The organism is Pseudoalteromonas sp. MMG012, from assembly GCF_018100875.1.
Classification (GTDB): Bacteria; Pseudomonadota; Gammaproteobacteria; order Enterobacterales; family Alteromonadaceae; genus Pseudoalteromonas; species Pseudoalteromonas aurantia.
On sequence record NZ_JAGJEF010000048.1, the window covers coordinates 14,936 to 39,197 of the forward strand.

A 24,262-nucleotide genomic window follows, 5' to 3' on the forward strand; every position below is an offset into this window, starting at 1 on the left:
ATGATTGAGTGGTTTAAATCGCAGCAACCAGCAATAGCGCAGTTTGTTTTTGCACACGGAGCAGGTGCGGGCTCCGATTCCGAGTTTATGCAAACGATGGCCAAGCACTTGTGCGCACATCATATTCAGGTTGGGCTATTTAACTTTGAATATATGCAATTGGCAAAGCAATTGGAAAAGCGTCGACCACCTGACAGGGCGCCGAAGCTACTAGCCTACTATGAAAAGATTTTGACGCATATAACGCCGGGTATACCTTTGTTCCTTGGTGGTAAGTCAATGGGCGGGCGTATGGCATCCATGTTGGCGGTACAAACAGCACAACCTGTGCGAGGTGTAATAGCGATGGGTTACCCATTTCACCCACCTGGAAAGCCAGAAAAATTAAGGACTGAGCATTTTACGCAAATAGAATGCCCGTTTCTAATTTTGCAGGGGGAGAGAGATACATTCGGTACGCATGAAGAAGTACAAGCGATGGGACTTGTGGAGCCTATTCAATTATGCTGGTTTGCAGATGGTGATCATTCTTTAAAGCCCCGTAAAAAAAGTGGATTCAGTGAAGAGTCACATTTATTGAAAGCGGCAAAAGAGACTGCCGATTTTATTAAAGGAGTGATCCATGATTAAATTATATTTGCTGGCTGGTGGTATTTTCTGTCTGCTGTCAGTCGCATTGGGTGCATTTGCAGCGCATGGCTTGAAACACTATGTGAGCGAATACTCAATTGGCGTTTTTAAAACAGCGGCAGAGTATCAAATGACTCATGGTTTGGCACTGGTTGCGGTTGCGATGCTGCTTCGGTGGGGGCTGAGTGTGTCTGCAGCAGGTTGGTTCTTTATAGTAGGTATAGTATTATTCAGTGGAAGTTTATACTTACTATCAATAACAGGCCTGAAATGGCTAGGGCCAATAACTCCGATAGGTGGGTTGTGTTTTCTGGCTGGTTGGTCTGTATTGATTTATAAAATTGCGAAACATTCATTTTAAAAGAGAGCACAAATGTCAAGTGTCGTTATTTATTGCCGCAGTGGGTTTGAAAGTGATGCCGCTGCAGAAATGAACCATCATGCCGCATTGCAAGCTGTCGCCGGATATGTAAAAGCGAAGCCGAATACAGGTTATGTTATTTTTGAATGTTTTGACCCCCAACAAGCAGAGCTACTTGTAAAAAAAGTAGACTTCAAAAGTTTAGTCTTTGCTCGTCAATGGTTTGCCGGTGTGTTGCTGAATAATATGCCAGTTGAAGACCGTGTTAGTGAGATTAAAGCCGTTGTGGGCGACTTTCCGCTTTGTGGTGATTTACGAGTTGAAACTCCAGACACAAATAGTGGTAAAGAACTTTCCAAATTCTGCAAGAAATTCTCAACACCATTGGCCAAGAGTTTAGAAAAGCAAAATAAACTAACACGTGATCACAAACCAACAAAGCCAGTGTTACATGTATTGTTTTTAAGTAATGATACTGCGTATGTAGGTTATTCGTTTAGCTCGAATAACTCGCCATTTTTTATGGGGATACCACGTTTGCGTATGCCAAGTGATGCACCAAGCCGATCAACATTAAAGCTAGATGAGGCATTTAATGTGTTTATTGGCAAAAGTGAGAGCGAAGGGCGAGTTGAGCCTGGAATGCGGGCGGTTGATTTAGGGGCTTGTCCTGGTGGGTGGACGTACCAATTAGTACGTAGAGGCATGTTTGTTACCGCAATTGATAATGGACCAATGAATGATGTATTAATGGAGTCTGGCCAAGTTAAGCATTACACAGTTGATGGTTTCAAATACTTGCCGGAAAAGAAAAATGTGACTTGGTTAGTATGCGATATGATAGAAAAACCGCTTAAAGTCGCTAACTTGATGTTAGATTGGATAGTCAATGGGTATGCAAAAGAGTTGATATTTAACCTTAAATTACCCATGAAAAAGCGTTTTGACACTGTGTATGAATGTTTAACGCTTATTCATGAAGAGCTGACTGAGTACGGCGTTGATTATCGTTTACAAGCAAAGCACTTGTATCATGATAGAGAAGAAATAACCGTTCATATTCAAGTAAAGAAGCTATCCAAATAAGTTTGGTGATGAACTCACTCAGAACATAACGGCGACAGCGATACTGTTATGTTCTGACATACACACGTTTACTGGCTTTGTTTTATACCCATACAACTTGCGTAGTAAGTTGTCGTTGCTGGCCAATCACTGAATACGCCAATTACCCCCACTTGCTGCGCGAGCACATCAAGTAGTATCAGCGCATCATCATCGCTGTTTATCGCATCTTTGATAGATTGATAGTACCAACCACCGCCATGTTCAAGCGACGCCGAACGCTCTAATGTCCATGTGATTATTTTTAATCCGGCTTGCTTAGCAGCGATAGCGTAATCAGAAGGAACAATTTGGTTATTATTATCCAGTGTTACGAGCACCCATAATGGTGGAGCGATGATTTTTACCCCTTCATCAACAAGCTGTGTCATGCTTGGTTGCCAGGTTTGTGCATTAAGTGGGTTGAAGCCAGCGCTATTATAGCGGTCATCTAAAAATACAGCTTGCTGTGCAAATTCAGGTTCATGCTCTAGCCAGTATTTTACATCTTCTAAATTGAATGATTGCGGAAAGACTCGGCTGGCGGGCACATCTGCAGCATGATACTCATCTAACATTTTTTGTGCATACATTTTTTGTGTCATGCCGTCGAATGGCATTGCAACACTTGCTGACTTAAGTTCAGGTGTCATTTTCACATCTAAAGACTTAAATAGTTCAATACTTTCTCTGTGGGTTAATAGGGTCCCTTGAGTTGCATATAAATCAGTACGCCAATTAGCAGTGCCATTGAGGTAGTCATTGATCGTTGTTGCTTGGCTATTTGCACTATCCATTTTAGCTGTAAGTTGTTTGAACTCAGACAGAGTAATGTCTGACGTACAGCACATTGCAGAAGCAAGGCTCTGAGTGGTTGGATCTGCGGGTGTAAATGGTTGAGTGCACTTTTCAGCAAGTTCAGGGATAGTAAGAATATTGGTCGTCGTATGCAAATCACATTGAGAGTGACGACACACCAGGGCCTTATCTTTGGTAAATGTAACGTCACACTCTAAAATACCAGCCCCCATTTTGGCCGCTGCGGTGTAAGACTCTTTAGTATGTTCAGGGAATTGCAAAGGTGCACCACGGTGGCCGATAGAAAAATCGGTTTTATAAAATGGTCCATTACTACATGCATCAAGCTTGCTTTTTAGTACTCCGCTAGAAAGCTGGTTTACTAAAAATTGTGGCCGGGCTCCAACTTGGACATTATTTATCACCGCTGTGGGTTTATTATTATTTTCGGTGTGTGGAGTACTTACCGTCACTTTCTCAGTGCTAATAATATCGTTATCGCTGGCACAGCCCGCGAGTACGATAGTAGATACTGCGAATATCATTCTAATAGGCATTGTTGTCACTCTTTGATAATTTATGCAAATAAATTATAGGTTTAAAGTGACAAGTTGATGAGGGATAGATGACAATTGAACTGACATCATACCGATGCCAGTTCAAGGGGGTGTTAACGATAATTAACTCGATAATTATCAACCCATAATCGTGTTGCCCCACACACAGCGACAGGCATGACAATTAAGTTGATAAATGGAATAGAAGTTAAAATAAAAACGGCAAAACCAAACCCGTATGAAAGACCCTGTTTACTTTTTAAGTCAGCTTTCATTTGTTTAAAATGGATTTTGTGATTATCGAAAGGGTAATCGTTGTATTGTACGTTGTACATCCAACAGGTAAATAATATCCATAAAATCTGGCCAAAAATAGGCAGAATCCACAGGAGAATAAAAAAGCCGAGGGCACGTGGTATATAGTAACAAAGTTTGGTCCACTCGCGCGCAAACATTCGTGGAACATCTTTAAATGTATCCGCTAGGTTGTCATCATTGACTGGCTGTCCAGTCAAATGTAATTCAACCTTTTCACTCAATAAGCCGTTAAAGGGGGCCGCAATAAAATTAGTAATAACAGTAAATATCATGGAGTAGCTGAACAATATGACTAATATTGCAATAGGCCACATGAGCCACTCTAGCCAGGTTAACCAATTCGGCAATAGAGTGTTTAGATAATTAAACCCGTCGACGAGCCAATCGTATAAGAAAAATAATGAACTACCAAAGAGTAAAATATTAATTAGCAGAGGAATAAAAACAAAGCGCTTTAGACCTTTTTGCGTAATTAAAGAAAAGCCGGAAAAAAAGTATTCCATACCTTGGGCTAACTGCACTTGACACCTCAATGAAAGTTTAAGAGATATATTTTTCGCCAAGTATATCTCAGTCAATGTATGAAGTATGCCTAATTAAGTAACAAACTGTTGCAGAAATCGGAGTTTAGGGCTGTAGGTTATGTTTTAACATTATGAAATTAATGTTTTTATTTGTTTTTCTATATTCTGCTACGTCATCAAGGTGAGATTTATTGATGGTAGTGACTTGTTTATCACGGGTGATGACCATACACTATTCTACAAGGTTGAAAGTCATTTATATTTGAGCTTGGAGCTTTATAAACGTGCAGTTTCCTAGGTGGTTTATTATATCTGTGTTGTGTGTATTGTTATGTTTAATAGCAAACGCACCGCTTGGCTATGCGTCCACTGAATTAAGTTATCAGCAACAGCTTATTATTTTTGACGAATCTAATCAGAGCGAGATTGAACCAGATGAATTCACTGCTTCAGAATTTTTACAACCCAACCATGTTCAATATCCTGAGTGTGATAAGTCGTGCTTAGTAACACAGAGTTTTGATAAGCATACGATTTATATAATACGAGCACCGCCTACAATTTAAGCAAAAAACATAATTCATTTTTGTTGTCAGCTTAAATTATTAATAGGCGGTAGTATGTCAGTTTATACTTCAGTAAACACTCAAAGTTTATCTAAATATGACCAAGTTGATTGGTTATTACATAATGATGCTCAGCTGTCATTAGACAGTCCTGCATTCCAGGCTATGCATTGCTTCAACGTAATACCAGCGCAAGTGATCGAAGGAAGTATTAATTTAAATGAGGCTGCGCTCATTTTAGATAAAACGCATATACGTACGAGTTTTGTTATTGATCAGCAAAGCTTAATACAAGGTATGATTTCAAGAGCGCGTTTATCCAGTCGTCACATATTAAAAATAGCAACTAAGTTAAGACTCAAACGTCACGAGCTTACAGTATCTCAAGTCATGATCACTTTGCCACAATTACATAGCACATCAAGCCATATTGTCACTCAGTTACAAATTGGTGATATTTTAAAGACGATGGAAAGTGCAGGTCATGAATATTTATTAGTAACCGATGAAGAGAATGGTCAGCTTTGTGGATATTTTGACTTAATCAATTTGTCAAAAATGATCAAACGACCATTAAATCAAGCAAAGCAGGCAAACACTTTTAGTGAAATTGTTGACTCTTTGTGGCACCACACTGAAATATAAAGAATTTCCAACCATAGGGCGTGCAGTTGTGTCAGATGGTTAGATTGTCCAAAAGTAATGTAAATTAAAGAAAAGCCAAGGCGCCGTTAGGCGCCTTTTTCATGATTGTAACTATCGGGAAAACATAACTTGCCATCGTTTAGCGTACCAAATGAACATAGGTACTTGTAATATGATAAACGTCAGTAAGGTGAACCAAAACCAGTTTACATTAAATGCGAGTAAGGTGAAGTTAAGAGTTGTGTTCATGAAGCTTGTTCCAATTACAAGCAGCGATACACTGAGTGCCATTACATCTTGCATCAATATCTTACGTAAACAATTACCAGCAAAGCTTGGGTTCAGTAATCCATAGGCAATGACCAGCACTATCATATTTAGTGTGAGCACCGCGAACTCAATACCCATTAAATTTATGCCTTTTATAATTAGTGATTATTCAAACAAGCTATCGACCTATAAAGTGAATACTTTAGAAAAATCATGATTTATTTTTAGCAAAAGTCAGTATCAAGAAAAGAAACTGAATGATAACAAGAGTAGATGTACCTTTTTGTACGGAATAGTGAATGGTTTTGTTAAAATAAATCGATGAAATGTTTGCTGTCAATATAAGTTTTTTTGCTTTTTTTTGCTTTTTATTGAGTGCTCTTGATGGTGTTTTTATGCCATATCAATATGTTTTAGATGGTTTTAATTTTCATTTCGGTATTTATTATTGCATTTGATAAACTATTTTGTAATAAAACATAATATTTACATATATGTTTTTTTTGTGTAGTTTAATTCTTATCGGAACAGAAACAAGTTCATCGGGTGCTTGTGGAAAATGAAAAGGTAATCACATGGGAAAAGCTGCGCGTTTGGCTACAATTGTTACGGCACAGCAAACGGTAAAAGAGCAGAGTAATTTATATTATTTACGAAGTATTTTACTCATGCTGGAAGTTGAGTGTGTTTTTTCATTGAATCTTGATATGGCTATCGAGCAAGTCTCAGATGACAATATTCATGATGTCGTGTTTATTGATATGGTTGGGGTTAAATGGAATGAGTATATCCCTGCAAGTATAAGTGCACTTGCAAAACGAAACTCTATTGTATTAGTAAATGTAAAAGAGACCGCTGTGTCTGAAAGGAGCGCATTGCTGGCGGGTATTAAAGGTGTGATTTATGATACTGATACGCCTGATGTACAGCTAAAAAGTATCCGTTCTATTATCGATGGTGAGTTGTGGTTTCGTCGAAACATAATTAGTAGCACATTCTCTGAGTTGTTATCGGAACATTTACAAACAAAAAATATAACACCTGCTGCAGAGATTGATGAAACGCAATATAACTTAACTAAGCGTGAGAAAACAATTATTAAGCTGATTGCAGAAGGGGCTCAGAATAAGGAAATAGCCAACAAATTGCATATTAGTGATCATACGGTAAAAACACACTTATACAGTGCTTTTAAGAAGACAAAATCGCGTAATCGCATCGAGTTACTTAATTGGGCCAGACAGTTTTTCCCCGATGCGTTAACTCGTTACCATACTAACTGAGTTTTTTAGGTGACCAAATTCCTTTTTTAATACCACTTTGAATTAAGTTTACCAGCGCTTTTTCAATCGCCTGCTTTACACAAATATGCATAGGTTCGTTATTTGTGTAGCCGGCTTCAGCTTCGGCTAAGCGCTTATAACTAACGAAACGGAAAAATCCAGCTCTAACCTCATGGCTCAACACCGTTTTGGTTGTTGCAACTGATGTGAGAACAACTCCAGTTCTTACGTCAACAGCACGCATATAGATAGAAATAACATCTTCTCGGTATAATTCAGAAGTGCTTATACCAAAATATTCGGCCCCTAGACCGCCGGTTTTTGTGTTGGAATCGTAACTAATAATACCACCTTCAATCAGTATTTTTGCTGTTTTCAATGGAGGAAGTTTATTCTTTGTGCCTGTATTGCTGTCTTGCGCAGCTCGTATTATTTTTCGCTCTGTTAGGATATTTTGTAAACCTTCTCGCTCGACAGGTATAAACCAATCTGTTTCATTGAGTGCTTGTACTAATATAGCTGAAGCACCTTGTGTTACAGCCGTCGAAAATGAGCTTACATTAGCAATTGGCTTATATTGACCTGTTTTATCTCGAAATGAATAGACCGATACAGGGATACTCCCCATCGGTTCTGGTAGCGTTTGCAATTCGGAGAACGTATCTGTTTGTTCTAATGTTTGGGCTATTTTAATATCTGGGGGAAGCACTTGCGATATGTTTGAACAGGCTACAGTGTACCCTAATAGTATAGTCATTATTATTATTTTTATTGTGTACTTTATCATGGGTTAAACCTAGGTACTTCGATGGTCACAACCTCACCATCAATTAAATTAGTGATCTGTACAGTGATACTGTCAGAGTTGCTGGTGATCATCTTAATTTCGTAGTCACCACTTATAAAAGTTGAGTCTTGTCCGAATACATTATCAGCTGGGTTTTCACCAAATGCGAGGTCAGTGAGCTCTCGAACGATTTTATTGATGTATGAACGCTCTAATGACTCTTGTAATCGTTCCGCATACGTCTTTTCTGTTGTATGAGCTTTATGCTTATTCTGAGATTGTGCCTTATTCATGAGCATGCTGGCATTGAGAGGGCTGCCGCCAAAGCTCGGGTTTATTGGTGTATAGACCAATTCACTTGCCAGTAAGTGTGGAGAGATGAATAGGGTAGTAATGAGTATTTTTTTCATATTAAAGACCACTGCTTGCCATGTCTTGGTTAAATTCACTGAAGTTGTTTGATGCGATGAGGTTGACCAGCGTAATGGCTGCCTGCTCGACTTGTTCATCAATCGGTTTGAGTCGTCTCCCCATAAATGTTTGATAAACAATTTTGTTATTGAGCTCAACTTTTAAAACTGTCCCAGCACGAGGAATTAAAGTTTCTTTTATAACAACACTTGCACCTGATGTATTGGGGATATCTTGCCACAACATACTTAATTGATAATAAAACTCGTATCCAGATCGGCTAATGCTTTGATCTAATAAAAAACCACCAATATCTTCTTGTGCACGAATGGAATTGGAAGTAGAAATAATTATGAAAAAGAAAATTTTCAGTACTGCATTCATAATAATGACTCTTAAGTTGTATGAAAGCAGTACGGGAGCTACCCGCACTGCCTTGTCATACTCTATTACTTTTGTGTTACTGTCGTTGTATTAAAGTCGCCAACTTGCGTAATTGAAACATCGCCATTTAATTGAGACATACCACCTTCGACAAGGTTACCAGTACCCGTTTGGTTGATTGTTAAGCTCAGCTCATTGCCAGCCAATAAGAATGCCCCGCCATCGATACCTGAGACCATGTTCATGTCTCCAATTTGTGCAATGTCAATGCTATTACCTGTGCCTTCAAGCATTAAATCTATGGCATTTAGGCCACCATCTTGTACAAACGTAACTGTGTTGTCGTTACTTGCAATTACGCTGCTAAGTGTAACGCTCACATCATTCTCACTGCCTGTTTGTGTTACATCAATAGTGTTGTTAGACGTTTCTAATGATGTATCAGGGTAAGAGGTTTGGATTGTTGCGTGGTTTAAATCCCCACCAGTTTGAGCAATCGAGAATGTGTTATTTGAGCCATTAAAATTTGCGATATGGCTATTGTTTTCATTGCCATCTTGCATCGTTGAGAAGGTATTATTATCACCAATAACACCTAAATAGGCTTTGTTATCATCGCCTTTTTGTCGAACATCAAAGTCATTGTCGTTACCTTGTATATCCAATTCTAGCGTATTGGTATTACCAACTTGATTTGCAACAACTTCGTTATCATTACCTTCAAATAAGCCACTTGTTAGCGTATTATTATCGCCATTTTGTTCAAGCGATAGGTTGTTATCATCTCCTGTTACAGCTGCAAACTCTAACTTATTGCTATCGCCAATTTGTTCAACTTTAATGTCATTGTCGTCACCAACAATGGCTTCAACGGTTAGACGATTTCGGTCGCCTTCTTGTTCAAATTCAATTTCGTTTTCGTGTCCTTCTAGGCTATCAACCGTTGCAACATTCCAAAACCCATCTTGCTCGACATCAATTTCATTATCATCGCCTTGAATGCTATTTAAATGAACCTCGCCCCATTCACCATTTTGGGTAACGTTAATTTCATTTTCGTTACCTTGTAAATCTCTCACAAATGCCCAATGACCACCGTCGCCTTGTTCAATGCTAAGTTTGTTGTCAGTACCGTTGATATTAGTGATTACTTGACTACCAATGTTACCCAAGCCCGCTAAGCCGTCTTGAGTAATCGCAAGCATATTCGCGTCACCAGTGATGTTGATTTGTGTTTTAGCATCACTGCCATTTTGATTATTGGCAAGGTGGTTATCGTTACCAGTGATGGTAGTCGTTTGTAAGTTATTGTCACCGGCTTGTACACTGCTCAGCTGGTTATCGTCACCAGTGACAGTAATTTGTGCGCCATTGACGGTGCCTGTTTGTGTTACAGAAACGGCATTGCCTATCGAAGGGTTAGTAGACGTTTGACTGATCTCCACTTTATTTTGTTGTGCATTTGCCATAAAGTCTGAGTGAATTGTATTGCCTGTGTCTTTTGAATCAGCAGCAAGTGCTGCGTTACCATAACCAAGAGCAAGCGCAATGGCACATGTAATGAGTGATTTTTTTAGCATAGTAATATCCTGTTCTATATTGAATTATTTTGTAACGCTGACGTTCACTATCATATCGTTACCTTGCTGATGGATAACGAATGCGTGTTCGCCTAATTGCGTTAGGTTGACGATATTTGCATCACCTTCTTGTATAATTACAGCAGAGTTATTACTGCCTTGCTGTAGTAAGTTGATGGTGTTATTTGATCCTACTTGTGTAATGTTTGCGAGGTTGTATGTCCCAAGCTGTAATACATTCACGGAGTTCAAATCGTCACTAGATTGATATATTGTTGCTTTATTAAATGTACCGTTTTGTTGAACTAGCGCACTGGTGTGTTGAGCCCTAGCTAAAAAAGACGGGTGTATGCTTATTGATAGTGGAGATTCTTGTAAGTCATGGCTATTGGCACTGATTTTTAACGATACAAAAAACAAATACAATACACAAAGAGCAACACACTTTTGCATTGGCAAGAGTAATTGTTGATGTGCATTGTCCTTTGAGTTTTTTGTTAACATTTTATTTTTCGTGTGTTCACTTATGACCTGAACTCACTGTAATAAAGCAGTAACCTATAATATATAGGTAATTTTATTGAATTATTTGTTGTTTTAAATCAATTGATTGGTGTTTTTTGTGTTGAGTTTTTAAATTTTCAGTCAAAAAGGATGGCTTTTTTTGGCATGATAGCTAAGAAGTAGACTCATACTATTTTGTTAAAAAAATGTATTTTTTAAATATGCTAATCAGTTTTTACTGTTTTTCATATTTACGCTTGCAGCATCAATTTTTTTAATGTTATCTATTAGTCGTTGCTTATTTTATTGCTTGTTGTAAGGCGTGCTGACCTTACACGTGATAGCACTCTGTTTTTTTACAGGTGTTCGCGAAAACGAGTATGTTATTGATATTGAGAGATCCGAAAACGAGTGTGACGAACACTAAAATTAATTTAAATAATATCTAAATGGTGAGCAAAACCATTTTGAGTATTATGAGAAAATACTGGATCTAACAATGAAATTAAAACTATCTGCTTTGACGCTTGCGTTACTACCGTGTTTTTCGCAAGCTGCTATCAACGTTGTAACTGATACTGAACATTCAAGTGCAACAAATGACTCTGTTATTGTTGTATTTAAAGAAAGTGCAACCAAAGCGCAAAGATTGGCGGCTCGTCAATTAGTCAGCGCAAAAATTACCGATGTAAATAAAGACGAAATAGACGACGGCTACAAGCATGTCTTAAAAGGTCGCTTAGCTGAATTTAAGCTAGATAAAAAGAATCCAAAAGCGGTTATAAAGGCACTTTCTGAACATGAAGCAGTGCAATATGTTGAGCCAAATTACCGACTAACAATTCAAGGTACTCCAGATGACCCTAAGTTTTCTGAGCTTTGGGGTCTTCATAATACAGGTCAAACAGGTGGTACAGCTGATGCAGATATTGATGCCGTAGAGGCATGGGATATTTCAGTGGGTAGTCGTGATGTTGTGGTAGGGGTTATTGATACAGGTGTTGATCATACTCACCCAGACCTCACTGCCAATATGTGGATCAATCCAAATGAGATAGCTGGAGACGGTATTGACAATGATAACAACGGCTATATTGATGACATGCATGGGATCAATGCGATAACAGATGTAGGTGACCCTATGGATGACCAAGGTCATGGTACACATGTATCGGGTACGATTGGTGCGGTTGGTAACGATGGCGTAGGTGTTGTTGGTGTAAATCAACAGGTATCTATAGTTGGTTGTAAATTCTTAGATGCGTCAGGCAGTGGTTCATCAGCGAATGCAATAAAATGTATCGATTATTTAGTGGGCTTAAGAAATGCTGGTGTTGACGTCAGAGTCTCTAACAATAGCTGGGGCGGCGGTGGTTTTAGCCAAGCAATGTCAGATGCATTAACCAGTTCAGAAGAAGCGGGCATTTTATTCGTAGCAGCAGCAGGTAATAGCGCGGTTGATAATGATACTAATCCACACTACCCATCAAGCTATGAGCATGCATCAATATTGTCAATTGCCAGCACAACACATACTGATGCTATGTCGAGCTTCTCGCAATGGGGCTTGACCAGTGTTGATTTAGGTGCACCTGGCTCAGCGATTGTGTCAACAGTCCCAGGCGGTGGGTATGATAGTTACTCTGGTACTTCTATGGCTACTCCACATGTTGCTGGTGCTGCAGCATTAGCGTTATCTGTTAACCCTGATTTAACGACCGCAGAGTTAAAAGAGTTACTTATGAACTCTGGTGATGATAATGCAGCTCTAAACGGAAAGACCGTGTCAGGCAAACGCTTGAATGTCGCAACCGCGTTGGAAGAAGCTGATCCAACGCCAGGCTTTAGGCTATCAGCAACGCCAGTATCACAAGAAATTACTGCGGGTGAAACAGCTTCTTATACTTTTGAAGTTGCGTCAGTTGCAGGATGGAGTGGTGATATTAGCTTGGCTGTAACAAGTGATTTAGCCGGGGCTGTGTTATCAACAAGTACAGTGCAGCCTGGCGGCTCATTTACATTAACAGCGTCAACAACAGCGGATACTCAATGGGGCAGCTACTCATTTACTGTTGAAGCAACCAGTGGTGATTTACGTAAAGACAGTCAATTATCTTTATATGTAAACCCTCAAGGATTAACTGAGTTTGATTATAGTAATAATGAGAAAGTTGATATTCCAGATAATGATCCTACAGGTGCATCTTCTATCATCAATGTGTCAGACGAAGTAACCATATTTGGTTCAGACACATTAGTTGATATATCACATACTTATATTGGTGACTTGGTTGTTACGCTAACCTCACCAGCAGGAACTACCGCAACATTACATAATAAAGCAGGCGGTGGCGCGGACGATATCAATCAATCCTTTGCATCAAGTGCATTTAATGGTGAAGTTGCACAAGGTGATTGGACACTAAAAGTGGTCGATACGTATGCTGAAGATACAGGGTCAATTAATCAATGGGCATTAACACTGACAGGTCTTGGTGAAGTAGGTCCAAGAGCCCCTGAAGCAGATTTCTTACCTGTTGTAGATTCGTTACAAGTCAGCTTTTTTGACGGTAGCCGAGATGCAAATGATGACATTTCGACTTGGGCATGGGATTTCGGTGATGGCAATACATCATCAGAACAAAACCCTGTACATGTCTATGGCGCAACGGGTTTATATCCAGTGACGTTAACCGTAACAGATGCCACGGGATTGACTGATTCAAGATCTATGGATGTGGTGGTTGCCGGTGATTCAGATACTGCACCAGAGCTAAAAGTAAAGCGTGCAAACAAAACAAGATTGGGTTTTGCTCGTATCGAATTATCATATCAAGGCGCAGCGACATCAACCGTTGATGTTTACCGTGATGGCGAGCTACTGGCGACGACTTTGAACACAGGCGCGTATCGTGATTTCATTCGTCGCGCTACACAAAGTCAATATGTATATAAAGTATGTACATCAGTTAACTCTGTAGACATTTGTTCTGAAGAAGTGACTGTTACTTTTAATTAATCACTCCCCAAGGTACAAAATAAGGCTCATATGAGCCTTATTTTTTGGGAAATGGATCAACCACTGTTTCGCCTTTTCAATACAAAGAGATATTCGCAATCTTCTTTACCTCAGGTATAATCTTCGTCACTCAACACTGAGGTGGCTATGATCTCTAAGAACCAATCCAAACTCTTGCGTGCTTTAGCGCAAAAAAAATACCGCAAACAGCATCAACTATATTTAGTTCAAGGAGAAAAGAATGTCCTTGAACTACTAGATGCAGGCCTAAAAATTGAACAACTATTTGCAACGGCAGAGTTTTTGTCTTGCTATCACCTAAAGTTGCAGGGTGTTAACGTAACAGAAGCGGATAGTGAAAGTTTAACAAAAGTAAGTACGTTAGTGAGTAATAGTGCAGCAATTGCTGTGGTGCCGTTTCCAAAGGGGAGCGAGATAGATACCTCCGGTATGGTTTTGGCTTTAGATGGTGTATCAGATCCTGGCAATCTGGGGACGATTATTCGTGTTGCTGATTGGTACGGATTAAAGCAAGTTATTGTCAGTGAAGATTGTGCCGATCATCTAAACCCAAAAGTGATCAGTGCAACGATGGGCTCTTTTGTTCGCATTAATGTGGTGCGTTGTGATTTAACTGAGTTTTTAGCGTCTTACTCGGGTGCTATATATGGTGCGTATTTAAATGGCGAAAATGTACATAAAACGGCGTTTTCCACTCAGGGTGTACTCGTGATGGGAAGCGAATCGCACGGTATCCGAGAGCCCGTAAGTAAGTACATAAATACACCTATAACCATCCCTGCGTTCGGTGTTGCGGAATCTCTTAATGTGGCAATGGCGACAGGTATTATTTTAGATAATATCAAACGTCACCAATAACTATGTTTTTGTTTGTACATATTCATATTAATGAGTAGCTAATTAGTATATGCGCTTAAGTAGTATTAAACTTGCGGGCTTTAAGTCTTTCGTTGAACCCACGAAAATTCCATTTGTTGATCAAATGACCTGTGTTGTTGGTCCCAATGGCTGTGGTAAGTCGAATGTTATTGATGCCGTACGATGGGTACTTGGTGAAAGTTCGGCGAAGAATTTGCGTGGTGATGCGATGACTGACGTAATTTTCAACGGCTCAACGAATCGAAAGCCTATATCGCAAGCGTCAGTTGAGCTCATGTTTGATAACGCACAAGGTCGTTTACCAGGAACCTTGGCCGACCGAAGCAAGGTGTCTATTAAACGACTCGTAACGCGAGACGGTCAATCACTTTACTTTCTTAATGGCAGTAAATGTCGAAAACGTGATATCACGGATATTTTTCTTGGTACTGGCCTTGGGCCTCGTAGTTATGCCATTATTGAGCAAGGCATGATTTCGCGGCTGATCGAGAGTAAACCACAAGAGTTGCGTACTTTTTTAGAGGAAGCGGCTGGGGTATCAAAATATAAAGAGCGCCGGCGTGAAACTCAAACTCGAATTAAAAGTACCAGAGAAAATTTAGAACGTCTACTCGATGTCCGGAAAGAGTTGCAATTACAGCTAGATAGGCTTGCAATACAAGCAAAAGATGCAAAATTATACCGTACACTTAAACAGCAAGAACGCACTTATAAAGGGCAACTTGCGGTGCTTAAATGGCAAAATTTTCACGAAAAACAGCAACAAAAATTACACCATATAGAAAAGGTACGCTCAGAAATCGATTTTTTGAACGTTGCGCATAGTGGGCACAATGATATTTTGGCAACCCTTGATACCCAAATTGCGCAGCTTACAGATAGTGCGGCTGAACAACGTCAGAGCCTGCATAAAACACATACTAGTTTGACTAAAGCAGAACAACAAAAAATACATTTTATAGACAAATCTCGTGGCTTACAGGCACAAATAGATAAACACCGTAAAAGTGTCATAGAAGAGCGTGCGCAGCTAGAAATCAATCAAGCTGATATTGTCGTGCTAGATGGGGCGTTACAAGACTGTGTAAACAGTGTGCTTGCATCACATACTCAATTAGAAGAGTTGGAGGTATATTGTCAGCAGGTATTGCAAGAGTTTCAGAGCGTTGAAGCGCACCAACAGCAGTTGGCCGACGAAGTAGCAAGTGCGCAATCATCTTATATTAAAGCGGAGCAGCAGTATACACAATGCCAGCAGCATGAAAAGCATACAGCAGAAAAGTATCGCGAATGTGAAGTGCAAATACAAGTTTTAGGGCAAGAAGATCCAAGTAAAAAGCTCACCGATGTGCAACATGAATTAGCGGCGAAAACACGCCAGATTGCTAGGTTGCAAGCCTCAGTTCAAGACCAGCAAAACGTAACAGACACACTGACCGGTAATTTAAATGTGGCTAGACAGGCGTTTGATAGTCACCAACAAAAGAATACAGCTTTGGTTGCAAGTATAGAGGCTCTGACTGGAGTACTAGATCCAGAAAACAGTGAGCCTTATGTTTCTTTACTGAGTGAGTTAAGAGTGAAAGCTGGGTTTGAAATACCTGTGGAAAGGGCATTACTTGGGTTAAATCATTTGAAAGTCACCACATCTGCTGCAGATGATGCTGTGTGGCCTGATGCTTCTGGTGTAATAAGTGGGTCTGTCGCGGAAGTTATTGCAGACGGTGTGTATCCAACACTATTAAATCACATTCAGTTGCTAGCGCAAGGGGAGTCATTTAATCCCTCTCAGTTTTGGATTTTGGGGGTCGATAGGGCTGGGACCTTATATGGAGAAAATTGGCGTGCGACGCTCAAACACACTGATTCAGATAGCTTGTTGAGCCAACATGCAAAGTTAAGGGCGTTGCAGCAACAAGTACCGCAAGCGGAGTCTCAACTGACTAAGCTGGAAGAGGAAGTGGAGACTTTGATAGCCCAAAGGGCACAAAGCGCTCATGCTGAAGTTGTTAATAAGGAAGAAATACACGCTTTAGCGCAACAAGTTGCAGGATTGCAATCACGCCACGAAATGCTCAAATCAGCCGTGGAACAGTGGCATGAAAGTTATGCCATGCTGGAAAAAAAGCAAGCTGAGTTGTCAGGTCAGTTACGTACTGAACAAGCTGCATTAGCCAAACTACAAACAGCATATGAACAATCGCAAGCACGTTTATCACAGCATCAACTGCACATTACAGCCTCTAAAGCCGATTACGAGCTAAAAGCACAATCTCAGCAGCATGCACTGCGCGACAAAGATCGTGCATTAGCGAATGTACATGCACAAACCTTGAAAGAACAGCAAGCTAGAAGTACCCTGCAACTGGCACAATCAAAAGTTGACCATGTGCAAAAAAGTCTTGATGTGGCGCATGAAAGGGCGCAAGGGTTATTGGATGAGCAGCAATTACTTCAGGAGCCTATGCTTGATGTCGATGAGCAAATTGTCAGCTTATTGGCCGAGCAGACAAAACAACAGACTGCTATCGATTCACTGACTGTACAATTACAAGCAGCGAAAACTCAGCTACAACAAAAACAGGTGAGTTTAAAGGGAGCAAGCAGTGAAGTGTCTCGACTTAAAGAGTTATTGCAAAAGCACCTGCTAGAGGAACAAGGGTTGGCGATTAAAGCACAAGCGGCGTTAGAGCCCCTTGAGGCATTAGAGCAAGACTTACAAAAAGTACAGGCCAACTTATTTGATGGCGCACATATTTCGGGTTTACAAACTATGTTAAACCAGACGGTTTCTTCATTAAATGAACTCGGTGCGGTTAATTTAGCCGCCATTACAGAATTTGATGAAGCTGCGCAGAGAAAAACTTATTTGGATGATCAACTGGATGATTTAACATCGGCACTGAAGACATTAGAGAATGCAATCCGCAAAATAGATAAAGAGACGAAAATACGATTTAAAACCACATTTGACCAAATAAATGATGACTTAAAAGAGTTATTTCCTAAAGTTTTTGGCGGAGGTAGTGCATACTTAGAACTGACAAGTGATGACTTATTAGAAAGTGGCGTCAGTATCATGGCGAGGCCACCGGGAAAGAAAAACTCCACAATTCATTTGCTAAGTGGTGGAGAAAAAGCGCTGACCGCATTATCATTGGTATTTTCTATATTTAGACTGAATCCAGCACCGTTTTGTATGTTAGATGAAGTTGATGCACCGTTAGATGATGCCAATGTTGGACGCTTTTGTCGTTTAGTGGAGGAAATGTCACATTCGGTGCAATTTATATACATCAGTCATAATAAAATAGCGATGGAAATGGCTGGTAGGCTGACGGGGGTAACTATGGCGGAACCAGGTGTTTCGAGAATGGTTGCCGTTGACGTAGAACAAGCAGTGCAGATGGCACAAGCATGAGAATAAAAAGGTGAGCAATGGCCACAGAATTGAGATGGGCGCTAATCGTGATCAGCGCGTTAGTAATTGGTGGATTACTGATCCATGGTTTATGGTCTGTTCGTAAAAAGGAACAGCCACAAGAACAGCAACGAGAAAAAGAGCCTGAACCTGTGCAAACAGACTCTTTGCGAAATAATGATGAGCCTGACATGGGTGAAATGAATTTTGCGGCTGTTGATGAGGGAACTGTCATAAATAGCTCTGAAGAAGATACGAATGAGCACTCTCAAAATGTGTCAACAGACAGTGAGACTGAAACGCCAACGACAGGCGCTGCAGAGCACTCATCACAAGAACCAAGTGATTTTATTATATTGCATATAGCGATGCCTGAAGGGCTAACCATGGCTGGTTCTCGTTTGTTACCAACAGTACTGAGTTTGGGTTTTAAGTATTCAGATGAAGGCTTTTTTAATCGTCATGTAGAGCCATCAGGTAATGGGCCAGTGCTATTTCGTTTAGTTAATATGTTTAACCCAGGCACATTCGATATAGACAATATGGAACAGTTTGGTACTGCGGGTGTGAGCTTATTTATGACGCTGCCATGTGAGGGGGATAGTTTAGCCGCTTTTAACATGTTGCATGGTGCGGCTAAAAAGTTAGCAGATGAGTTTGGCGCGACAGTGTTAGATAGCAATCGAGAGCCCTTGTCTGTGAACGCCGTGCGTGCCTACGTAGAAAAAGTACGTGAATACGCTGCATAGTTAAAGTTTAGGCGCCATCGCCGTTTTTATAAGCCACGAGTTGCAGCCGCGCACACTCGTGGCTTTTGTTTTTTCAGAGGTTGAGATGTCAGAGTCAATTAATAAACAAATTCAGTTATTAAAGCAGCAATTAGAGGAACATAATTATCAGTATTATGTGCTAGACAACCCTTCTATTCCCGATGCTGAGTATGATCGTATCATGCGTGAACTAATGGCATTAGAGCAAGCTCACCCTGAGTATCTCACTCCAGATTCACCTTCACAAAAAGTAGGCGGTGAAGCACTTGGTAAGTTTGAACAAGTTAATCATCAGGTGCCTATGTTATCGTTAGATAATGCATTTGATGAAACAGAGTTCAGCGCATTTAACCGTCGCATCAAAGAGCGATTGCTTGAAAGTAAAGAGTTAGAGTTTTGTTGTGAACCCAAGTTAGATGGGTTAGCGGTGTCTATTTTGTATCGAAATGGTGCGCTTGTACAAGCCGCTACACGTGGTGATGGGCAAGTAGGTGAGAATATAACGGCGAATGTTAAAACGATACGCAATATTCCACTGCGTTTGCGGGGAGACAATATTCCTGAAGAAGTTGAAGTGCGTGGTGAAGTATTTATGGATAGCGCAGGGTTTGCACGTTTAAATGAAACGGCAGCCGCGAAAGATGAGAAAACGTTTGCAAACCCTAGAAATGCAGCCGCAGGGAGCTTGAGGCAACTCGACTCCAAGGTCACAGCTAAAAGACCTCTGATGATGTACGCTTACTCTATGGGGGTTGTCACAGGGGTTGATTTACCAGAAACGCATTTTTCGCAGCTTGAACAGTTGAAAGCATGGGGACTGCCTATGTGTCCAGAAACAAAGTTGGTTTCTGGAGCACAGTCTGCATTGGCATATTATCAAGATATTATGCAGCGTCGTACAGAGTTACCCTATGAGATTGATGGGGTCGTTATTAAAGTGAATGACAAGGCTTATCAACAGCAATTGGGCTTTGTTGCGCGAGCACCGAGGTGGGCGATTGCATTTAAGTTTCCAGCACAGGAAGAAATCACGCAGCTACTTGATGTGGAATTTCAGGTAGGCCGAACGGGGGCAATTACACCCGTCGCACGCCTTGAGCCCGTGTTTGTGGGGGGAGTGACTGTGTCTAACGCGACTTTGCACAACCGTGACGAGGTTGAACGATTAGGCGTTAAAATTGGTGATACTGTCATTGTGCGCAGAGCAGGGGATGTGATCCCACAAGTGACGCAAGTCGTGTTAGAGCGGCGTCCGAATGATGTAAAAGACATTATATTCCCTGATTCATGCCCAGTGTGTAGTTCTCATGTTGAGCGAGTAGAAGGAGAGGCTACAACGCGATGTACCGGTGGTTTAGTATGCCAAGCACAACGAAAGCAAGCCATTAAGCATTTTGCATCGCGCAAAGCGTTAGATATTGATGGCTTAGGGGATAAAATTGTCGAGCAGCTGGTTGACCGAGAGCTGATACATACACCTGCTGATTTGTTCATATTAAAGCAAGGGCATTTTGAATCATTAGAACGTATGGGGCCAAAATCAGCGAAAAATTTGGTGGCTGCGTTAGAGGACGCCAAAACAACGACTTTGGCCAAGTTTCTTTATGCGCTCGGTATTAGGGAAGTCGGTGAGGCAACGGCACAAAACCTTGCCAATCATTACTTAACGCTTGAAAAAGTCTCATTAGCCACCATTGATAGTTTACAAGAAGTCAGCGATGTGGGCGTTATTGTTGCGCAGCATTTACATGCCTTTTTTAATGAATCGCACAATCAAACCGTTGTGAGTGCGCTTATTGAAGTTGGTGTTAACTGGCCAGACATCGCTGAAAAGTCATCATTAAGTCAACCGCTTGAAGGGCTGACCTATGTACTGACAGGGACTTTAACTCAGCTAAATCGTAATGATGCCAAAGCACGCTTACAAGCACTCGGTGCGAAAGTGTCAGGCAGTGTTTCTAAAAATACTCATGCGCTTGTTGCAGGTGAAAAGGCGGGGTCTAAATTAACGAAAGCACAAGATTTAGGCATTGATGTGCTTGATGAAGATGCACTAGTTGCATTACTGTCTGAGCACGAATAATTGAAACTGAAGCGTTACCAGTAATGACTCATTAGTCGTGGGCTCCTTGCTGGTGGCCGGAGTGTTGTTATGAAGCAATATGGCCCAGAGTATTGGGATAAATATGGCGTGTATAGAACCCCTATTGGGTTTAATCTTACTCTGTTAGTATTACTACGTGCTTACTTGTTGTGGATTTTTTCTGCGGTAGCTAGGCGGCCTGATTTAGATTTTATGTCACTATTTTTTCAGTCTAAACAACACTTTTTTGTTTCTTTGGCCATTGGTACAATCGCCTTGGTCCCGACGGTCATTTTCTCATTGCGCAGGCCAACAAGTTCGCAAGTGTTGGCTAAATACTGGCGATATATGCGTTGGCCTTTACTCATCACGGCTGCAGCTGACCTAATATGGTTAATTTTGCAAGCATCACAAAGTTACTATCAATTTTCATTTTATTTAGCGGTGCAGATGGTGATGCTGTTATGGGTGATTTTGTATTTAGTGAAAAGCCGTTATTTGGTCTGTTTTTTCAATGACTGGCCAGAACCCGAAAGTAAATTAAAAACCTAGTGGTCTTATTATATGGGTGTAAAGGAGTATATTGATTGTAATAAGGTAGATGGTGAGTCTGTTGATGTTGATGTTATGGCTTGGTGGGGCCTATCACAGATGTACAACAGAAGCCGTTTTTATGTCGATACGTGGTGTGTGTAACGTGGAGCAGGGGTATTTGGCGCTGCACACGCCTAACGAATTATTTTCAGAGGGCGTGTGGGCTACATTTGACGGCTAAATAGTGCCTTTGTTAGTACTGATCAAAGTATACTCAATAATTTATAGTGCAAAAGCTGAGCACCAGTTACTGCGTAAATAACTTAGTGTAGTTTATTGTGTAAAAAACAGACGTGATTGACTTACTCTCCTAAGAACGGGCTGTGGAGACTCTGGTATTGGGTTTACGCTTGTTTGTTCCATCAGAGGAGCATTATCAGCATTATGATATGACTGATCCGCCCTGACTTTTTTATGACTCGAATTCAGCCGCAGCTTGAGTGCTTAGCAAATGAATTTCCAAATTATTTTAATGATGTATTAATTAACTGAGGTAATAAACATGCTTAAATGGCGCGATATATTAAGATTCAGTAATGAAGGTAACCCAACGCCTTCGCGCAGAGTCGAAAAAACAGCGGCTCAGTGGCAATCTCAATTACCAGAAGAGGTATATTATATTACGCGAAACAAGGGCACGGAACGGCCCTTTAGTGGCGGTAGTTGTACTTTATTTGAGCCTGGTAAATATGGCTGTGCATGTTGTGATAACCTGTTATTTGATGCGCAAGAGAAGTTTGATAGTGGTTCTGGTTGGCCTTCATTTACGCAACCTGCAACTGAAAATGCCATTGCGTATATTGGCGATGATTCACATGCCATGCAGCGTATTGAGATCGTATGCAATGTATGTGATGCTCATTTAGGGCATGTTTTTCCTGATGGGCCAAAGCCTAGTGGTTTAAGGTACTGTGTTAATGCGCTTTCAATGGTAAAAGTGTCAGATTAATCCACTGATAAGCCCATTTCTTTAAGTTGGGCTATTAGTTTATCCAATCGAGTGATTTGTTCGGGTTCTAATGTACTGCTGTTGTTCAATGTTGAAATGCACTTTTTTGCTAATGTTGAATTGAATGTTTGGCCATTCTTACCCGTGTTATCAAGCAAACATTGTAGGAGGTTAAGGGCAATGCTCGCGTTTTTTGGCATAATCCGAAAAGCTTGTGAAAATGCTTCTAAAGCCATATCAAGGTGGCCACGATTAAATTGATTGACCGCATGGTTGTTTAATTCTTTTGGACCCATGGTGATATCACGACGTTCACTTTGCTGCTGCTGAATATAGTGCATGGTAATAGGATCACTTACATTATCGTGGCGTTCACAATGTGCCACAATTTGCGCGAACAGCTCTTGCGCTTTGTGGTGGAACCCAAGTTCATGGTACGCCTTCGCTTTATCCAAGGAGGCGTCAACTGAGCGTATGGATGGCTCATCTTCTAATTGCTCAATGAGTTTTCGGGCGTTTCTACTTTCATCTTTTAAATAATGAATACGAGCATTAAGTACATCTATTTGCGCTTGATTATCAGCGTTTGGGAATTGCTTTTTGAGTTCACCCAAATATTGCTGAGTTTGCCGGGTAATACGGCTGATCTGCTCAGTTTGGTCTGTGCTTAGGGCGAAGTCGATTCCGGCTCTCACAGTGTTTAGATATATTTCGGGGTTATCATGAATTGAATGCTTAGCGTACTGGGCGATGTCTTTTTGTGCATGATAGCTGCGTTCATAGTCGTGGTTTATCAAAGCAATGCGGCTTAGAGATTTTTGTCTATCAATGTTACGGGGAGCAATTTTGGATGCTTCACTTAAGAAGCCCTGAGCCGTTTCAAACTGGCTTAACTTAATTTCTAATCGCCCAAGTAGGTCTAGGGCAATTAAACGTGTCTCAGAGCGCTCAAGCATGGTTTTAAGCATACGCTGAGCAAGCGCATCTTCGTTATTAGCTATAAGTGCTTCGATAAGTCCAATTTTTGCCCATGTAAATTTCTGTACATTCAAGGCTGATTTATAAAATTGTTTTGCATCTTTAACTCGGCCAAGGCGCAGTAATGCTTCCCCTTTGAGTTTTAGTAAAATAGGGCTGTGGGTATGTCCACGCTTATCAAGTTCTGCATCAATGAACCTAACAGCTTTTGAATCATTGCCATCATCAATAAAGGTGTAGATTTTTTTTAAAGATTGTTTACGTTTAAGAACGCGCTCAATTCTACTTCGAAGTTCTTTGATAGTGAATGGTTTTACTAGAAAGTCATCCGGTTGCAATTCAATAACACTGTGGACCAATTCTCCACTGGTTTCGGCGGATACAAAAATAAAGGAAGTGGCATTTCTGACAAGGCGTTTACTTTTTAATTCTTCGTAAAGTTGATAACCATCTTGACGTTTAGTTAAATCAAAAGAGCAAATGACGAGGTCAAATTTATCAATTCGGCAGTGTTCTATCGCGGCTTGTGCATGTTCAGCAAATTTCAGGTTACGAAAATCTAACTGCTCTAATGAGCGCTTCATATGGCTAAGCGCCAAAGGTTGCTCTTCAACAATTAAGATTTTGGTGTTGATAAATGGCTGAACACTCATGCAAATGAATAACTTATAATAAATAGTGCTGTGAATAGTTTAGTCGGTTAATGCGTTTTTTGAAATAGCTTTTATGTGGACAAAAAAATTTAATTCGCGTAATTGATTCAGCGAAAAATATAGCTGAAAAGAGAGATGAAGTATAAAGGTAAAAAGGATTCTAAACCTATATG

Annotated in this window: 23 protein-coding genes; 14 read left to right on the plus strand and 9 right to left on the minus strand. The window is 40.5% G+C overall.

The features are described from left to right. From J8L97_RS15250 to rlmM, 3 genes are read left to right on the plus strand one after another with little or no spacing between them, the layout of a single operon-like run. Nucleotides 1-630: an alpha/beta family hydrolase gene (locus tag J8L97_RS15250; protein ID WP_211050860.1), complete on the plus strand. Its 630-nt coding sequence runs from the start codon at nucleotides 1-3 to the stop codon at nucleotides 628-630. Then, entirely contained in the window at nucleotides 623-991 is a 369-nt protein-coding gene (locus J8L97_RS15255) for a DUF423 domain-containing protein (protein WP_211050861.1), read from the plus strand. The genes J8L97_RS15250 and J8L97_RS15255 overlap by 8 nt, the downstream gene beginning before the upstream one ends. A gap of 12 nt (nucleotides 992-1,003) precedes the next feature. Then, nucleotides 1,004-2,077, plus strand: coding sequence for a 23S rRNA (cytidine(2498)-2'-O)-methyltransferase RlmM (gene rlmM / locus J8L97_RS15260; RefSeq protein WP_211050862.1), 1,074 nt, complete (start codon nucleotides 1,004-1,006; stop codon nucleotides 2,075-2,077). A gap of 68 nt (nucleotides 2,078-2,145) precedes the next feature. Here rlmM and J8L97_RS15265 read toward each other — a convergent pair whose 3' ends face one another. Further along, nucleotides 2,146-3,450: a glycerophosphodiester phosphodiesterase family protein gene (locus J8L97_RS15265; RefSeq protein WP_211050864.1), complete on the minus strand. Its 1,305-nt coding sequence runs from the start codon at nucleotides 3,448-3,450 to the stop codon at nucleotides 2,146-2,148. A gap of 113 nt (nucleotides 3,451-3,563) precedes the next feature. After that, nucleotides 3,564-4,289 carry a sulfate transporter CysZ gene (cysZ, locus tag J8L97_RS15270; protein ID WP_211050866.1) on the minus strand — a complete coding sequence of 242 codons (726 nt, stop codon included), beginning with the start codon at nucleotides 4,287-4,289 and terminating at the stop codon, nucleotides 3,564-3,566. Nucleotides 4,290-4,576: 287 nt separating this feature from the next. On the opposite strand from cysZ, the gene J8L97_RS15275 reads away from it, so the two are divergent. Together J8L97_RS15275 and J8L97_RS15280 are read left to right on the plus strand one after the other, a co-directional pair. Then, entirely contained in the window at nucleotides 4,577-4,858 is a 282-nt protein-coding gene (locus J8L97_RS15275) for a hypothetical protein (protein WP_211050868.1), read from the plus strand. Between the two features lie 54 nt (nucleotides 4,859-4,912). Then, nucleotides 4,913-5,503 carry a hypothetical protein gene (locus J8L97_RS15280; RefSeq protein ID WP_211050873.1) on the plus strand — a complete coding sequence of 197 codons (591 nt, stop codon included), beginning with the start codon at nucleotides 4,913-4,915 and terminating at the stop codon, nucleotides 5,501-5,503. A gap of 111 nt (nucleotides 5,504-5,614) precedes the next feature. On the opposite strand, the gene J8L97_RS15285 is transcribed toward J8L97_RS15280, so the two are convergent. Further along, nucleotides 5,615-5,911: a hypothetical protein gene (locus J8L97_RS15285; protein ID WP_210998352.1), complete on the minus strand. Its 297-nt coding sequence runs from the start codon at nucleotides 5,909-5,911 to the stop codon at nucleotides 5,615-5,617. 437 nt (nucleotides 5,912-6,348) lie between these two features. Here J8L97_RS15285 and J8L97_RS15290 point away from each other — a divergent pair, with 437 nt between their 5' ends. Continuing rightward, nucleotides 6,349-7,056: a response regulator transcription factor gene (locus J8L97_RS15290; protein WP_211050875.1), complete on the plus strand. Its 708-nt coding sequence runs from the start codon at nucleotides 6,349-6,351 to the stop codon at nucleotides 7,054-7,056. On the opposite strand, the gene J8L97_RS15295 is transcribed toward J8L97_RS15290, so the two are convergent. The 5 genes from J8L97_RS15295 to J8L97_RS15315 all read right to left on the minus strand — a co-directional run bounded on the left by J8L97_RS15295 (nucleotide 7,049) and on the right by J8L97_RS15315 (nucleotide 10,722). Further along, a complete protein-coding gene (locus tag J8L97_RS15295; RefSeq protein WP_409455168.1) occupies nucleotides 7,049-7,813 on the minus strand; it encodes a CsgG/HfaB family protein in 765 nt (254 codons plus the stop codon). The two genes, J8L97_RS15290 and J8L97_RS15295, sit on opposite strands and share 8 nt — an antisense overlap. A gap of 26 nt (nucleotides 7,814-7,839) precedes the next feature. Beyond that, nucleotides 7,840-8,253: a curli assembly protein CsgF gene (locus J8L97_RS15300; protein WP_210998349.1), complete on the minus strand. Its 414-nt coding sequence runs from the start codon at nucleotides 8,251-8,253 to the stop codon at nucleotides 7,840-7,842. Nucleotide 8,254: 1 nt separating this feature from the next. After that, complete coding sequence (locus tag J8L97_RS15305; RefSeq protein WP_192508187.1) at nucleotides 8,255-8,638, minus strand: CsgE family curli-type amyloid fiber assembly protein; 384 nt, start codon at nucleotides 8,636-8,638, stop codon at nucleotides 8,255-8,257. Between the two features lie 65 nt (nucleotides 8,639-8,703). Next, the gene (locus J8L97_RS15310) at nucleotides 8,704-10,218 is read right to left on the minus strand and encodes a curlin (RefSeq protein ID WP_211050879.1); all 1,515 of its coding nucleotides are present in this window, start codon (nucleotides 10,216-10,218) and stop codon (nucleotides 8,704-8,706) included. 24 nt (nucleotides 10,219-10,242) lie between these two features. Continuing rightward, nucleotides 10,243-10,722 (minus strand): curlin subunit CsgB, encoded by a 480-nt coding sequence (locus tag J8L97_RS15315; RefSeq protein ID WP_210998347.1) that lies wholly within the window; start codon nucleotides 10,720-10,722, stop codon nucleotides 10,243-10,245. Between the two features lie 499 nt (nucleotides 10,723-11,221). On the opposite strand from J8L97_RS15315, the gene J8L97_RS15320 reads away from it, so the two are divergent. From J8L97_RS15320 to msrB, 8 genes are all read left to right on the plus strand, one after another. Continuing rightward, the gene (locus J8L97_RS15320; RefSeq protein WP_211050880.1) at nucleotides 11,222-13,741 is read left to right on the plus strand and encodes a S8 family serine peptidase; all 2,520 of its coding nucleotides are present in this window, start codon (nucleotides 11,222-11,224) and stop codon (nucleotides 13,739-13,741) included. A 147-nt stretch (nucleotides 13,742-13,888) separates the two neighbouring features. Further along, nucleotides 13,889-14,620, plus strand: coding sequence for an RNA methyltransferase (locus J8L97_RS15325; protein WP_211050882.1), 732 nt, complete (start codon nucleotides 13,889-13,891; stop codon nucleotides 14,618-14,620). A 49-nt stretch (nucleotides 14,621-14,669) separates the two neighbouring features. Continuing rightward, nucleotides 14,670-18,062: a chromosome segregation SMC family protein gene (locus J8L97_RS15330; protein ID WP_211050883.1), complete on the plus strand. Its 3,393-nt coding sequence runs from the start codon at nucleotides 14,670-14,672 to the stop codon at nucleotides 18,060-18,062. 17 nt (nucleotides 18,063-18,079) lie between these two features. Beyond that, a complete protein-coding gene (gene zipA / locus J8L97_RS15335) occupies nucleotides 18,080-18,811 on the plus strand; it encodes a cell division protein ZipA (RefSeq protein ID WP_211050884.1) in 732 nt (243 codons plus the stop codon). 85 nt (nucleotides 18,812-18,896) lie between these two features. Then, nucleotides 18,897-20,915 (plus strand): NAD-dependent DNA ligase LigA, encoded by a 2,019-nt coding sequence (ligA, locus tag J8L97_RS15340; RefSeq protein WP_211050885.1) that lies wholly within the window; start codon nucleotides 18,897-18,899, stop codon nucleotides 20,913-20,915. 69 nt (nucleotides 20,916-20,984) lie between these two features. Continuing rightward, the gene (locus J8L97_RS15345) at nucleotides 20,985-21,467 is read left to right on the plus strand and encodes a DUF2919 domain-containing protein (RefSeq protein ID WP_192508179.1); all 483 of its coding nucleotides are present in this window, start codon (nucleotides 20,985-20,987) and stop codon (nucleotides 21,465-21,467) included. 64 nt (nucleotides 21,468-21,531) lie between these two features. After that, nucleotides 21,532-21,690 carry a hypothetical protein gene (locus tag J8L97_RS15350; protein WP_211050886.1) on the plus strand — a complete coding sequence of 53 codons (159 nt, stop codon included), beginning with the start codon at nucleotides 21,532-21,534 and terminating at the stop codon, nucleotides 21,688-21,690. Nucleotides 21,691-22,011: 321 nt separating this feature from the next. Further along, nucleotides 22,012-22,458 carry a peptide-methionine (R)-S-oxide reductase MsrB gene (gene msrB, locus J8L97_RS15355; RefSeq protein ID WP_211050887.1) on the plus strand — a complete coding sequence of 149 codons (447 nt, stop codon included), beginning with the start codon at nucleotides 22,012-22,014 and terminating at the stop codon, nucleotides 22,456-22,458. On the opposite strand, the gene J8L97_RS15360 is transcribed toward msrB, so the two are convergent. Next, on the minus strand, nucleotides 22,455-24,089 hold the full coding sequence (locus J8L97_RS15360) for a tetratricopeptide repeat-containing response regulator (protein ID WP_211050888.1): 1,635 nt from the start codon (nucleotides 24,087-24,089) through the stop codon (nucleotides 22,455-22,457). The genes msrB and J8L97_RS15360 overlap by 4 nt on opposite strands. Nucleotides 24,090-24,262 lie beyond the last annotated feature (173 nt).

Coding starts and splice junctions, on each gene's coding strand:
- J8L97_RS15250 (WP_211050860.1), top strand. CDS start 1: ATGATTGAGTGGTTTAAATCGCAGCAACCAGCAATAGCGCAGTTTGTT.
- J8L97_RS15255 (WP_211050861.1), top strand. CDS start 623: ATGATTAAATTATATTTGCTGGCTGGTGGTATTTTCTGTCTGCTGTCA.
- rlmM (WP_211050862.1), top strand. CDS start 1,004: ATGTCAAGTGTCGTTATTTATTGCCGCAGTGGGTTTGAAAGTGATGCC.
- J8L97_RS15265 (WP_211050864.1), bottom strand. CDS start 3,450: ATGCCTATTAGAATGATATTCGCAGTATCTACTATCGTACTCGCGGGC.
- J8L97_RS15280 (WP_211050873.1), top strand. CDS start 4,913: ATGTCAGTTTATACTTCAGTAAACACTCAAAGTTTATCTAAATATGAC.
- J8L97_RS15285 (WP_210998352.1), bottom strand. CDS start 5,911: ATGGGTATTGAGTTCGCGGTGCTCACACTAAATATGATAGTGCTGGTC.
- J8L97_RS15290 (WP_211050875.1), top strand. CDS start 6,349: ATGGGAAAAGCTGCGCGTTTGGCTACAATTGTTACGGCACAGCAAACG.
- J8L97_RS15295 (WP_409455168.1), bottom strand. CDS start 7,813: ATGACTATACTATTAGGGTACACTGTAGCCTGTTCAAACATATCGCAA.
- J8L97_RS15300 (WP_210998349.1), bottom strand. CDS start 8,253: ATGAAAAAAATACTCATTACTACCCTATTCATCTCTCCACACTTACTG.
- J8L97_RS15305 (WP_192508187.1), bottom strand. CDS start 8,638: ATGAATGCAGTACTGAAAATTTTCTTTTTCATAATTATTTCTACTTCC.
- J8L97_RS15310 (WP_211050879.1), bottom strand. CDS start 10,218: ATGCTAAAAAAATCACTCATTACATGTGCCATTGCGCTTGCTCTTGGT.
- J8L97_RS15315 (WP_210998347.1), bottom strand. CDS start 10,722: ATGTTAACAAAAAACTCAAAGGACAATGCACATCAACAATTACTCTTG.
- J8L97_RS15320 (WP_211050880.1), top strand. CDS start 11,222: ATGAAATTAAAACTATCTGCTTTGACGCTTGCGTTACTACCGTGTTTT.
- J8L97_RS15325 (WP_211050882.1), top strand. CDS start 13,889: ATGATCTCTAAGAACCAATCCAAACTCTTGCGTGCTTTAGCGCAAAAA.
- J8L97_RS15330 (WP_211050883.1), top strand. CDS start 14,670: ATGCGCTTAAGTAGTATTAAACTTGCGGGCTTTAAGTCTTTCGTTGAA.
- zipA (WP_211050884.1), top strand. CDS start 18,080: ATGGCCACAGAATTGAGATGGGCGCTAATCGTGATCAGCGCGTTAGTA.
- ligA (WP_211050885.1), top strand. CDS start 18,897: ATGTCAGAGTCAATTAATAAACAAATTCAGTTATTAAAGCAGCAATTA.
- J8L97_RS15345 (WP_192508179.1), top strand. CDS start 20,985: ATGAAGCAATATGGCCCAGAGTATTGGGATAAATATGGCGTGTATAGA.
- J8L97_RS15350 (WP_211050886.1), top strand. CDS start 21,532: ATGTTGATGTTATGGCTTGGTGGGGCCTATCACAGATGTACAACAGAA.
- msrB (WP_211050887.1), top strand. CDS start 22,012: ATGCTTAAATGGCGCGATATATTAAGATTCAGTAATGAAGGTAACCCA.
- J8L97_RS15360 (WP_211050888.1), bottom strand. CDS start 24,089: ATGAGTGTTCAGCCATTTATCAACACCAAAATCTTAATTGTTGAAGAG.